This is a genomic window from Oscillatoria salina IIICB1, assembly GCF_020144665.1.
In the GTDB taxonomy this organism is placed as follows: Bacteria; Cyanobacteriota; Cyanobacteriia; order Cyanobacteriales; family SIO1D9; genus IIICB1.
This window is the reverse complement of record NZ_JAAHBQ010000117.1, coordinates 146,730-159,410: the sequence shown is the minus strand read 5'-3', so window position 1 is coordinate 159,410 and position 12,681 is coordinate 146,730. Positions and strand designations below refer to the sequence as shown.

Genomic DNA, 12,681 nt, shown 5'->3' with positions numbered 1-12,681 from the left:
ACTTGTGTGTACACCGTAGATCTACTAAATGAGGATGTAAGTGATGACAACTGTCTTGAATTTAGATCCAATTACGAAATTAACTGTCTCGCAATTTTACCAGTTATGTTTGGCAAATCCCGATCTTTTACTTGAACGTTCACCTACAGGAGAATTGATAATTGTGACACCACTTGGTGGCGAAAGTGGCAGCCAACAAGCCAATTTAATTGCTAGCGTGGTAATTTGGAATCGTCAGACAAAACTCGGTATCGCGTTCAGTTCTCAGACTATCTTTAGTTTACCTGGAAGTGGATCTCGCGCCCCCGATGCCTCTTGGGTAGAATTATCGCGCTGGGAAGCCTTGAGTGAAGAGGAAAGATCGGGTTTTCCGCCAATTTGTCCCGATTTTCTGATTGAATTGCGATCTAAGAGCGATCGCCTCCAACCCCTACAAGCTAAAATGCAGGAATATCTTCGCAGTGGTTTACGCTTAGGTTGGCTAATTAATCCCCAAGATCGGCAAGTAGAAATTTATCGCCAAATGCAGGATGTCGAAGTGGTAGAAACGCCTGTAATCTTGTCTGGAGAAGATGTACTACCTGGGTTTAGTTTAGAGATTGCTTTTTAATGTTGAACACCAATCCAGAAACGAGAAGACCCGGATTTCGCGCCTGCCACAAGCATCCCGTATTGCTGCTACCTTCCGGTTCTGACAAGGTTTGGGCGTTGTGACCGCACGAGTCCGGGTCATTTACTACCATAGCACATTAAGTCGTCATGTGTTGAGATTCGCTTCATCCAAACTGCCTGGGGCTTAAATCCCTGGCTAATAGCCTAAGTCGTCTCAAGACAACTCAACTGTTGATTTTTACTTTTCTGAAAAGAATTTTAGCTATTAGAAGTTTGGTTTTGCCTGGGTTGGATAATTGCTAAAAATAATCTGAAATATCGTTATGTTTGCTACGCATAATCACTTAGAATAGACCTTACATTTTAGTTTCTACACCACATTTATAACATTTTCTTTCCTATTTTATTAATCAATTGGTTATTTTCCGATCCTTTAATTAAATGTTTCAACTAAACCTAGACAAAGGGGATTTGCTCGTGCAAATAGTAGCACGAGCAAATCCCCTTTGAAACTGAAAATCTGGAGTTATTAAATAATGAAAGTTAATTTCCTTTCTCAAGGTTTGGGTGTAGTTAGTGCAGCACTTTGTCTGGTGAGTGCTTCTTTACCTGCACAAGCATTTAGTGTTACTTTTAGTTTTGATAACACTCCCAGTGGAGCAATCGATTCAACCATAGTTGGTACGGGTACTTTCAGTTATGATGGCGATCTAGGTAATGGTACATTTGGTTTAACTACCCTACCTAACTACAGTTTCAATTTCAATTTCGGCGGTACTAATTTCTTTGATAATGCCGATATTGCAACTCCTGTAGCTAATGTTTTAGTCCAAATCAGCGAAAGTAATGGAACTAGATTTGTTAATTTTGGCGGCTCAGGAGGAGGTCCGAATGGTGGTTCTATTGATTTTGCTACAAGCGGAAATCCCAACTTTAACAGGTTGAGTTTTCAACCAGGCTTTGGTGGTTTATATTTCACTGACAGTGGGTTTGGAGATTATGTAGCTAGTACCCCAGCTACGGCGGTTCCGTTTGAGTTTTCTCCAGGATTGGGTTTGTTGTTTTTAGGTGGTTTATGGGCAATGAATTTTTTCCGGATGAATAAGGCAGAAAACCAGCAAAAAAAGCTAGCTTCGTTAACTGAAAAGTCAGAAAAAGTTGTAGCTAAAGTTTGATTTGAAGCCGATATTTTCTTCAATAATGAAGAGGGGGTAGGCACGGGGGCGCTACCCCTACGGGATAAATTTTACTCAACAATAATGCACCATTCGTGCAATTCCCAAGAGACACAATTATTTTTAATTAAAGGATCTTCGCGGACGATTATTTCAGCTTCTTCTCTTGATTCTGCTTGAAATAATAACATTCCGCCGCCATATTCTCCCCAATAGCCAGTACGGGCTTGATGTCCTTTCGCGATTAATTCTTTGACGTAATTTACATGATCTGGAACATATTTGTCGAAGGTTGTTTTGTCAACAATTCCTTTTTCAATCTTTACAAACCAAGGCATATTTCTTCTTAGATAATTACAACTTGGGTAGACTGGTGTAGTGCGAGCATCTTGCTCGCTATTAATAACTTACCTTTTGATATTTTTTTTGATATCAGGGAGCGAGACGCTCCCACCACCAAAATATTCTTTCACAAATCGTCGAAAATTGCTAGATTTTTCGAGCTTCATTTCTCATCTGTAAATTCAAGTGTGCTAAAACATTACTTGTAGCACATTTTAATTCACATCAACGATGAAACAGCACAGTAAATTGATGAGCGCAGTAGCATTGGGAATCATTTCTTCTTCGCTAGTCATCACAAGTCAAATAGTCGTCGCGCAACCAAGACAATTCGACAGTTTTTCCGAATGGTGTAACAATCGAGATAGTTTAAACCCAGATGCTCAACATACCGTGAAAGTTTTGCTCAAAAAAGCTGAAAATTCAGATTGTTTAATGGCTGACTTGGAGTTACGTTTTCGCAACGAACTTGATTTAAAAGGTAATCAAATAGTAGATATCTCTCCTCTTTCTTCTCTAACTAATTTGACTTTGCTTAAACTGAATGACAATAAAATTACCGATATATCGCCTTTATCTTCTCTAAAAGATTTAACTGTACTTGACTTAAAAAATAACCAAATTGAAGATGTATCTTCTCTATCTTCTCTCAGTAATTTAACTTGGCTTGACCTAGAAAAAAATCAAATAAAGGATGTTTCTGGTCTTTCTTACTTAACCAAGTTAAACGTACTTTATTTGAGAAAAAATCAAATTAAGGATGTCTCTAGTTTCTCTTCTTTGACAAATTTAACTGTACTTGACCTATCCGCTAATCAAATAGTAGATGTATCCTCTTTGTCTGCTCTAAGTAATTTAACCTCGCTACGACTAGATAGTAACCAAATCCAAGAAATAGCCCCCCTTTCTTCTCTTAACAATTTGACTTTACTCGAACTTGGAGATAACCAAATTAGCGATTTATCTCCCCTCTCTTCTCTGAGTAATTTAAAGAAGCTTTTTGTATATAACAATTATCTAAGCGATATCTCACCCTTATCTTCTTTAACCAATTTGACTTGGCTTAGTCTGGGCTATAATTCGATAAGAGATATCTCGCCTCTATCTTCTCTGACTAATTTATCTTTGCTTGGGTTGAACAACAGTTCCCTAGTAGATATATCGCCTTTATCTTCTCTGAGAAATTTAACTTTGCTTAGTCTGGCAAATAATCGTTTAGTAGATATATCATCTTTATCTTCTCTAAGCGATTTAACTTGGCTAGACCTGAGAAACAATGAAATTATTGATATATCGTCTCTATCTTCTCTGACTAATTTGTCTTTGCTTGACTTGAGAAACAATAAAATCGTTGATATATCCTCTCTATCTTTTTTAACCGATTTGACTGGGCTTAAGCTGGAAGAAAATCAAATTAGGAATGTATCTAGTTTATCTTCTCTGAAAGGTTTGACTAATCTCGACCTAGGTAACAATCAAATAGTAGATGTATCTAGTTTATCTTCTCTTAGTGATTTGACTTGGCTTCGTCTGAGCGACAATCAAATAGTAGATATCTCTCCCCTATCTTCTTTGAGTAATTTAACTATTCTTTTTTTGGGACAAAATCAAATAGTTGATGTGTCTGGTTTATCTTCTCTAGTTAATTTGACTCGGCTTGATTTAACCAATAATGAAATAGTTGATGTGTCTGGTTTATCTTCTCTGACTAATTTAACTAATCTTTCTCTGCAAGAGAATGAAATTGTAGATATATCTTCTCTATCTTCTCTGAGTAACTTAACTCTTCTTAATCTGAAAGAAAATCAGCTTGCAGAGCCTATTTGTCCCCTCGAAGAAAGCTCTGTTTGTTGGTTTGAAGATTAAAATTAAGGTAGTTTTTTTTGAAAGTTTGGCTCTCGAACTCATCCTAATTTGTTTTATCTCTGCTAGACGAAATTGTGTAGAGACGTTGCATGCAACGTCTCTACAAAGTCTTGTTGATAAATTCAAATGTGTTAGAACATTATTTGTAGCACATTTTTATTCACATTAACCATGAAACAGTACGGTAAATTGATGAATGGGGTAGCTTTGGCTGTGGTTTCTGCTGCGACGATGTTGACAAGTCAAACAGTTGTCGCACAGGAGGGGGAATTTGAGAGTTTTGCTGATTGGTGCAACAATCAAGCTAGCTTAAACTCAGATGCTCAACATACGGTGAAGGTTTTGCTAGAAAAAGCTGAAACTTCAAATTGCCAGTTAGCTGAAGAAAAATTAAGTAGTTTGACTGAGCTTATTCTGGAAAGCAATGAAATTAGGGATGTTTCCCCCCTTTCGTCTTTAACTAATTTAACTGAGCTTAATTTATACAACAATCAAATAGTAGATGTTTCTCCTCTTTCTTCTCTAACTAATCTAACTGAGCTTCGTTTGAGTATCAATCAAATAGTGGATATCTCGCCCGTTTCTTCTTTAAGTAGTTTGACTGGACTCGATCTGAGTGATAATGAAGTAGTAGATGTCTCGCCTGTTTCTTCTTTGAGTAGTTTGACTTGGCTTAATCTGGGAGGTAATGAAATAGCAGATGTTTCTCCCTTATCTTCTTTGAGGAATTTGACTGAGCTTTATCTAAGTGACAATAAAATAGTAGATATCTCGCCTCTATCTTCTCTGAGTAGTTTAACTGAGCTTAATTTACAATTCAATGAATTAAGAGACATCTCCCCTCTTTCTTCTTTAAGTAGTTTGACTGAGCTTGATTTGGCTTACAATGAAATAAAAGATATCTCGCCCGTTTTTTCTTTGAGTAGTTTGATTGAGCTTAATTTGTTAGCTAATGAAATAGTGGATATATCGCCTCTTTCTTCTTTGAGTAGTTTGACTTGGCTTAATCTGGGAGGTAATGAAATAGTAGAGGTTTCTCCCTTATCTTCTTTGATTAATTTGATTTATCTCGATCTCGCAGGTAATGAAATAGTAGATGTTTCTCCCCTATCTTCTTTGATTAATTTGACTGAGCTTTATTTGGGATACAATCAAATAGTAGATATTTCCCCTCTCTCTTCTTTGAGTAGTTTGACTTGGCTTAACTTGGAAGAAAATCAGCTTACAAATCGTATTTGTCCGCTTCAAGAACAACAAATGTGTAAGTTTTCGGATTAATCTACTTGTGAGTGAATGTTAAAGGTTTCTTCCCTATACTTTTTCAGAAGCGAAAAGGGTGGGCAGGATCTGCTATACTTTCTAATACCATTTACCTAAAGCAAGGCTACAGATGCAGACTATTTAGAGACGTTGCATTTTAGTCTCTACACAATTTCGCGTCATCGCAACCCGAACAAACTAAATAATTACATCTAGACAGCTAATCTGATTCGGTTTGGCGATCGCCAAATAACTCCTCAGAAAGTGCTATCTTGGGAAAATAAATAATCCCTACTTTTGCTCAAAACAAAAGTTGTTGAAGCTGTGAGTGAAGAACGTCTCTTTTTTATTGCTTTGTTACCTCCAGAAGAGGTACAGCAAGTTGCGACTAAAATCAAGGAGCATTTTGCAGAAGTTTACAATTCTCGTCACGCGCTGAATTCTCCACCACATATTACTTTGCAAAGTCCTTTTAAATGGCTGTGGGAAAATTTACCGCTTCTGGAAAAAAGTTTAGCAGAGTTTGCGGCTCAAGAAGCGCCAATTCCGGTAACTCTTGAGGGTTTTGGGGCTTTTCCTCCGCGCGTAATTTATATTAATCCGCTTCGCACTCCGGAACTCATCGCTATTCAACAAAAGTTAACTGAACATCTGCGAAATACTTGTGGTATTGTCGATCCGAAAGCAAAATCTCGTCCCTTTGCACCTCACATGACAGTTGCTTTCAAGGACTTGACAAAAAGCAATTTTCGTGCTGCTTGGAAAGAATATCAAAACAACTCGCTAAACTATCATTTTACTGTTCCCAATCTTACCTTATTACTCCACAACAATAAACTTTGGGAAATCCAGCAAGAATTTCCCTTTGAGATTGGGGATTAGGGATTGGGGATTGGGGATTGGGGATTGGGTGATACCAATTACCAAAGTTACTTAATGCGTAAATCAAAAGGTAACAAAGTATAAATACCTCTAGGATCGTTGAGACTTTGCAAAATAGCCAAATCTTCTTTTAACTTGCGAAATTCCTGAGTTAAAGGGTCAACATTTTCCTGTTTAATCGAACTCCCCGTAAGTTTCTTCACCAGCCTTTCTTCAAAACTTTGAATATAAGGATACTCTTGCACTTCCCAATCGTCGCCTAATTTAGCTTCTTCAGCCGCGTAATTAATTGCTGCATCAATACCGCCAATTTGGTCAACTAAACCAATTTGTTTGGCATCTTCACCAGACCAAACTCGACCTTGGGCAATTTGGGCAACCCTTTCTGGGGGAAGGTTTCGGGCTTCGGCTACTAAGTTGAGAAACTGGTTATAAACCTGATTAACAAACCTTTGATAAATTGCTAGTTCTGCTTCAGTTTTCGGACGAGCAATTGTATCTAAATTTGCTAAATTATTAGTTCTGACGACATCCCAAGTAATTCCATTTTCGTTTGCCAATTCTTCCACATTTGGTAATAAGCCAAAAACGCCAATTGAACCAGTAATGGTATTCGGTTCGGCAAAAATTTGGCTGGCTGCGGTAGCAATCCAATAACCACCAGAAGCCGCTACATCGCCCATTGAAACAATTAAAGGTTTTTCGTCTTTAATTAACTTTAATTCTCGCAGAATAATGTCCGAAGCGGTGGCACTTCCACCGGGACTATTGACTCGCAAAACTACGGCTTTGACATCTTCATCTCGGCGTAGTTTTCGCAATTCTTGGGCGAAGCGATCGCTACCGACTTGCTGGACTCCACCTTGACCTGTAACAATAGCTCCTTCAGCGTATACTACCGCGATTTTGTTCTCGGAGGAGCGATCGCGCGAATTTCGCAACGCCACATCGCCGTAATTTTCCAAGGAAATTTGCTTAAATGACTTATCTTTCTCTTTCGCTTCAGTTAATTCTTTCAAATCAGCGACAACTTCGTCAAAATAAGCAACGCGATCGACTAAACCTTGTTGTTGGGCTTCTTCAGGAAGTAATAAACCTTTGGTATTCGCGATCGCCTGTAACTCTTGAGGCTTTAATTCCCGACTTTCGCCCACTGTCCCGACAAATTCTTGCCAAAGATCGGCTAACAAAGCTTGAGTTTGTTGGCGATTTTCTGGCGATAATTCCTGACGAATAAATGGTTCAACTGCGGCTTTGTAGTTTCCCACTCTTACCACTTGAACCCCAATCCCATAGCGATCTAAAGCACCAGCTAAGAACAATTGTTCGGAACTAAGACCATTTAATTCCATTGCTCCCATTGGATTTAAAACCACTGTATCAGCGATCGAAGCAACGTAATATTCTTTTTCGGAAAAATCTACATCGTAGGCGATAATTTCTTTTCCAGCATTTTGAAATTCTTCTAAAGCATTGCGAACTTCCCTCAGAGTCGCGTAACCACTTCCACCACCTTCACCGCTACCGTCGAGGAAAATAGCGATGATGCGATCGTCTTCAGTGGCTTTTTCAATCGCTTCGAGGACTTCGCGTAAAGCGATCGTCGCCGCAGCTTCTCCAGCGATCGCTTCTGTGAAAGTCGCTGGCGGTTCGGTATCGGCAATTTGAGTCGAAAGATCGAAAACTAAGACCGATTTATCTTTAACGTTGGGACCTTCTGCTTCTAAACTCGCAGAAACGATTAACAAAACTAATCCGCTAATGCCTAAAGTCGCAAAGAGAATTAATCCGGCGAGGGTTCCAATTATACTGGCAAAGGTTTGTTGAATAAATTGACGCATCTTGTTATGCGATCGACACGCATTAAAATAAACATTAATTTGTGGAGATTTTGGGTGCAAATTTTCCCATCCCAAAGACTCGTATATTTTCTATCGTAGCTTCTGAAGAGATTGAGAGTGTTGCAAATCGGCTAAAGTTCGGTTTCCGGTGCAAAATAAGACGGTACTGATTTCGGCGAGTAGCACTTCTACTAAAAATTCTAAGGCTTCGCTGCTTTCTGACGCAGCTTGTAAAAAGGGAAACGCCATTCCTGCTAAATTTGCTCCCAGGGCGATCGCTTTTGCCGCTTCTAGCCCGTTTCGTAATCCTCCCGACGCAATTAAGGGGATCTCTCGATTCAAATCGCGAATTTTGACAATACATTCTGCTGTCGGGATGCCCCAATTAGCAAAGGTTTTGCCTAGTCTACGCTGTAAAGGATTTTCCGCCCTTTCGCTTTCCACTTTTGCCCAAGAAGTCCCCCCAGCCCCGGCTACATCGATCGCGCTAACTCCCGCGTTAATCAATTTTTGCGCCATTTTCGCTGAGATCCCGTTACCTACCTCTTTCACCACCACTGGCACAGAAATTCTATCGCACAAATTTTCGATTTTGTCAAGAATTTTATGAAAATTAGTATCGCCCTGGGTTTGAATACATTCTTGGAGGGGATTGAGATGCAAAATTAAAGCATCAGCTTGCAAAATGTCAATCACTTGCAAACATTCTTTAATACCATAAGTATAATTAAGCTGAACCGCTCCCAGATTAGCAAATAAAAGAATATCCGGAGCGAGCGATCGCACCGCAAAAGTATGCTCGACATCGGGATTTTCCACCGCTACCCGTTGCGAACCAACCCCCATCGCCAGTTTATAAGTTTGGGCAACTTCCGCCAAGCGATAATTAATCATTTTTGCTTTTTCCGTACCGCCCGTCATCGAAGAAATTAATAGCGGCGCACCCAACTTTTTCGCTAAAAAGGTGGTACTCAGATCGATTTCGCTGTAATCTAACTCTGGTAAACAACAGTGAAGAAAGCGATAGTTATCTAACCCATTCGTTAAAGAATGAAACTGTACATCTTCTTCCAGACAAATCCGTAAATGATCGGCTTTGCGCGTCTGGGTATTACTCATAAATTTACCTATCGACGGCTGAACGAACAATTTTGATTTTCTCTCGCAACGGAACCACCAACACCTAAGTTAATTTGATTAATTCCACTGCATCCCTTCCATCTACATCTTGGAGATAAACTTTTACTTGTTCATCACTAGCAGTAGGAAGCATTTTACCAACAAAATCGGGATGAATAGGTAACTGACGATGTCCTCTGTCAACTAAAACTGCTAATCTAATTGCTTCGGGTCGTCCATATTCGGTAACGGCATTTAAAGCAGCGCGAACTGTTCGCCCTTTATAGATTACATCATCAACCAGGACAACAATTTTACCAGTTAAGTCGAAAGGAATCTCAGTTTTCGCAGGAGTGCGGATCTTAATGCGATCGAGATCGTCTCGATAAAAGGTAATATCTAACGCCCCCACAGCAACTTGCACTTGTTCGAGCATTTCGATTTGAGTTGCTAGCAATTGGGCTAAAGGTACTCCTCTGGTGCGAATACCTAACAATACGAGTTGAGAAATTTCACCCGCTTGTTCGACAATTTGCGAAGCAAGGCGAGTTAGAGTACGACGGATTTCTTCATGAGAAAGAATTTCAATAACTTGAGATACCATATCAGTTAGCACGTAGCCGCATTTATCAGTAAACAGTTATCAGTTTATCCTTCTTGTCTATCTACTCTCCGAATCCTCAATCATCAAAAAAGAATCCCCCTGTTGGAATGGAGTAACCTACCAAACCAACAGGGGAAACACAAATTGTTGAATTGAATCTTTCTTAGATTAGCCCTAAACCTTTCATCTTGGCGATCGTATTTGGTCCAGCAACACCATCGATCGCTAAACCGTATTTTGCCTGAAAATTAGCAACGGCTGCGGTTGTCCTCGGACCGTAAGCCCCATCTACAGCAATCCCATAACCACCACGGCGTAAACCTGCTTGTAAAGTTCTTACAGGTACACCCGAAGAACCAACTCCTGATTTCAGAACTGTACTACCACCTAATCGGTTGCCGCTAGTATATGGACCATAGACCCAATTCCCGCTAGAAAGCTTGTACCAACTGCCACTGGTAGCCACTACAGGTTTCAGCGAAGCGCCATTGCGGACACAAGTAACTCTCCCATAATTTGTGCCAGGACCAGTGCGTGCATTCAAACAACCACCGCTAGGAGTATTAACTACTAAGGCTGAGGCTGGAACTGCCGCACTCAGAGAACCTAATAAAACAGCAACTCCGAGTAAATTTAGCCAAGTAGAATTGGGTAATTTTGTCCAATTCAACTTCAATTCAGGAAGGTCGTACTCGATACCTGCTGCTTCTTCGTAAGCAGAGTAAGATTGAGCATAAGCGAGTGCTTCCACGCTTTCCTCCTTTTTTTATTTCTAAATATTAATTTTTGCTAATTTTTTCATCAATTAGCGTCAATTTAACGGAAATTAACTTGGTTATGCAACCATTATACTGCTAATTGACGATGTGACAAGTTTAAGGAGAAGAAAAAGGATCTCGCATCCTCCTTAAGTCTAGGTAGCTGTAGCGAAATCCTGATTTAAAGAAAAATAAAGCTTTTGCTTTAGTACAAAACTTCAGTACGAATTTGACGACCGTTACGCATAACTTCAACTCGTCCCGGACTGACATAATAAGAGTAACTGCCATTATCAGCGCGATATTGACCGCCACCGAGAGAATAAGCAGGTAAACGTACAAAAACCGTGGGATTTTGTTTAGATTGTCCGATATAAACTAACTGGTCATTTTGCTGACAAACGCTGACGCGAAAGTTATCAGTTTCCCCAGCAATAATCGCTTCACCAGCGCATTTTGCTGCTGAAGAAATACTGTTAGTTGCTGCTACTCTCGGCGCGACTGGTTGAGATGTAACTATTTGGGGTGAGGGAATTTTACCTGCAACTAAAGGCGGTAGAAAAGGTAGAGGATTAATAAGATTACCGTTGCGATGAAGTTCAAAATGGACGTGAGGTGCGATACTGTTACCCGTACTACCCATATAAGCGATCGCTTGACCTTGGCGCACAAAGTCACCTTTCTTCACTAATAAGGTTTGATTGTGACCGTAAACTGTCAAACTACCATCAGAATGTTTAATCCGGATTTCGTTACCTAAACCAAAGTCATCCCAACCAGAAGTTACCACTTCACCATCTGCCGCCGCCATAACTGTCATTCCCATCGGTCCAGCGATATCGATTCCTGGATGATCGCTGCGGTAGCCATAAGCAAAAGTACCTTGGGCGGGCCATATATATTGAGTAGAAGCTTGATTTTGAGTTGAATCTTGGGCTACTGCGGCGGGTAAAGACGGAACGAGATGTTTAATTAGTGTCGGGAAAGAAAAGGCAACGGTCAAAAGAGCAAGTAACTTGAGAATTTGCGATCGTTTCATGTTGTTTATCGAAATAACAATTTTTGCTGGTATTTCTCCCAGCAGTAGCTACATTCGGGATAATTTCAGAACTCACATCCCGAATGTTGCGATATCTACTTTCCAGTTCAGTTTAATTTATCTTGACTTATCTTGACTTTTGGGTAATAACGCGCGCCAAAAATAGCAAAATTAACCCGGAAACCAAATTGATTCGGCTAAAAAAATTACCAAAGCGAACCCCAGCCACAGCAAAAAACAAAAGCGCATCAACTGCAACCCTTGCTGAATTTTCGCTGGAGTAATTGATTCTTTGGGTTCTCCCAAAAGCGGTTTGTACTTAAGAACCCCACCATAGAAATTTGTTCCTCCCAACTGTACATTGAGAGCCGCCGCAAAAGCGCATTCACTCCAACCCGAATTAGGACTAGGATCGGCTTTCGCATCTCGCAGACAAAGTTTCCAGACCTGAAAAAATTTTGGCGATCGCCAAGCAATAGTTAACACCGTCAGCCGACAGGGAAACCAAGTTAATAAATCTTCTAATTTCGCACTCGACCAACCGAGATCTAGATATGGTTCTTTGGTATAACCTACCATCGAATCCAAGGTACTCGCTGCTTTATAAGCAAGTGCAAAAGGAACGCTACCAATTCCCGGTAAAAATGCACCAACAATAGCATAAAATAGCGGTGCTGTCACCCCATCAGTTGTATTTTCAGCGATCGTTTCTAAAACAGCCCGTAGCACTTCCCCTTCGTCAAGATTTTCTGTATCTCGACCCACATATCGGCTTAATTTACTTCGAGCTTCAGTTAAGTTTCCTGTTATTAATGGTTGGAGAACATCCTCAGCCGCAGCGCGTAAACTGCGAGTTGCAAAACAGCTAGCTAAAAGAATAGTTTGAGCAAGAAGACCCCAGATCGGATGCAGCCAAATTGCACCTCGAACGATCGACCAACCAGCGATCGCACTACCAAAGATTAGCGCGATCGTTAAGCCGATTCCCGCTATTCGTCTTGCCAGTTTACTGCTAAACTTTTGTAGGACAAACTGCGTGTAGCGAGAAATTATCCAGCCCATAAATTGCACCGGATGAGGTAAAGCCCAAGGATCTCCAACCAGATAATCTAAAGTTGCAGCGAGAACTAAAATTAGTGAATAATTGAGCGAGTTAAGGGTAATGTAATCTGGGTTCATCACG

The 12,681-nt window shown here is 40.2% G+C and carries 12 protein-coding genes and 1 other RNA gene; 5 read left to right on the top strand and 8 right to left on the bottom strand.

Features of this window, described 5'->3' with window-relative positions; translation table 11 throughout:
• Positions 1-43 precede the first annotated feature (43 nt).
• Positions 44-610: a Uma2 family endonuclease gene (locus tag G3T18_RS23680; protein WP_224413060.1), complete on the top strand. Its 567-nt coding sequence runs from the start codon at positions 44-46 to the stop codon at positions 608-610.
• Positions 611-634: 24 nt separating this feature from the next.
• On the opposite strand, the gene ffs is transcribed toward G3T18_RS23680, so the two are convergent.
• Positions 635-731: signal recognition particle sRNA small type (ffs, locus tag G3T18_RS23675), an RNA gene on the bottom strand.
• A 417-nt stretch (positions 732-1,148) separates the two neighbouring features.
• Between ffs and G3T18_RS23670 the strand changes: the two genes are divergently transcribed.
• Positions 1,149-1,787, top strand: a complete 639-nt coding sequence (locus tag G3T18_RS23670) for a PFE-CTERM domain-containing protein (protein ID WP_224413059.1) — start codon at positions 1,149-1,151, stop codon at positions 1,785-1,787.
• A gap of 71 nt (positions 1,788-1,858) precedes the next feature.
• Here G3T18_RS23670 and G3T18_RS23665 read toward each other — a convergent pair whose 3' ends face one another.
• Positions 1,859-2,125 carry a YciI family protein gene (locus G3T18_RS23665; RefSeq protein ID WP_224413058.1) on the bottom strand — a complete coding sequence of 89 codons (267 nt, stop codon included), beginning with the start codon at positions 2,123-2,125 and terminating at the stop codon, positions 1,859-1,861.
• A 256-nt stretch (positions 2,126-2,381) separates the two neighbouring features.
• Here G3T18_RS23665 and G3T18_RS23660 point away from each other — a divergent pair, with 256 nt between their 5' ends.
• The 3 genes from G3T18_RS23660 to G3T18_RS23650 all read left to right on the top strand — a co-directional run bounded on the left by G3T18_RS23660 (position 2,382) and on the right by G3T18_RS23650 (position 6,137).
• A complete protein-coding gene (locus tag G3T18_RS23660; RefSeq protein WP_224413057.1) occupies positions 2,382-3,995 on the top strand; it encodes a leucine-rich repeat domain-containing protein in 1,614 nt (537 codons plus the stop codon).
• A gap of 171 nt (positions 3,996-4,166) precedes the next feature.
• Positions 4,167-5,273, top strand: a complete 1,107-nt coding sequence (locus G3T18_RS23655) for a leucine-rich repeat domain-containing protein (RefSeq protein ID WP_224413056.1) — start codon at positions 4,167-4,169, stop codon at positions 5,271-5,273.
• Between the two features lie 279 nt (positions 5,274-5,552).
• Positions 5,553-6,137, top strand: coding sequence for a 2'-5' RNA ligase family protein (locus G3T18_RS23650; protein WP_224413055.1), 585 nt, complete (start codon positions 5,553-5,555; stop codon positions 6,135-6,137).
• Between the two features lie 47 nt (positions 6,138-6,184).
• On the opposite strand, the gene sppA is transcribed toward G3T18_RS23650, so the two are convergent.
• The 6 genes from sppA to cbiB all read right to left on the bottom strand — a co-directional run bounded on the left by sppA (position 6,185) and on the right by cbiB (position 12,677).
• Positions 6,185-7,978 (bottom strand): signal peptide peptidase SppA, encoded by a 1,794-nt coding sequence (gene sppA / locus G3T18_RS23645; protein ID WP_224413054.1) that lies wholly within the window; start codon positions 7,976-7,978, stop codon positions 6,185-6,187.
• A 90-nt stretch (positions 7,979-8,068) separates the two neighbouring features.
• Positions 8,069-9,097, bottom strand: coding sequence for a type 2 isopentenyl-diphosphate Delta-isomerase (gene fni / locus G3T18_RS23640; protein WP_224413053.1), 1,029 nt, complete (start codon positions 9,095-9,097; stop codon positions 8,069-8,071).
• 64 nt (positions 9,098-9,161) lie between these two features.
• Positions 9,162-9,701 (bottom strand): bifunctional pyr operon transcriptional regulator/uracil phosphoribosyltransferase PyrR, encoded by a 540-nt coding sequence (gene pyrR / locus G3T18_RS23635; protein ID WP_224413052.1) that lies wholly within the window; start codon positions 9,699-9,701, stop codon positions 9,162-9,164.
• A gap of 163 nt (positions 9,702-9,864) precedes the next feature.
• The gene (locus G3T18_RS25805; RefSeq protein WP_224413051.1) at positions 9,865-10,452 is read right to left on the bottom strand and encodes a peptidoglycan-binding protein; all 588 of its coding nucleotides are present in this window, start codon (positions 10,450-10,452) and stop codon (positions 9,865-9,867) included.
• 212 nt (positions 10,453-10,664) lie between these two features.
• A complete protein-coding gene (locus G3T18_RS23625) occupies positions 10,665-11,498 on the bottom strand; it encodes a M23 family metallopeptidase (protein ID WP_224413050.1) in 834 nt (277 codons plus the stop codon).
• Between the two features lie 171 nt (positions 11,499-11,669).
• On the bottom strand, positions 11,670-12,677 hold the full coding sequence (gene cbiB / locus G3T18_RS23620) for an adenosylcobinamide-phosphate synthase CbiB (RefSeq protein WP_224413049.1): 1,008 nt from the start codon (positions 12,675-12,677) through the stop codon (positions 11,670-11,672).
• Positions 12,678-12,681: the final 4 nt, after the last annotated feature.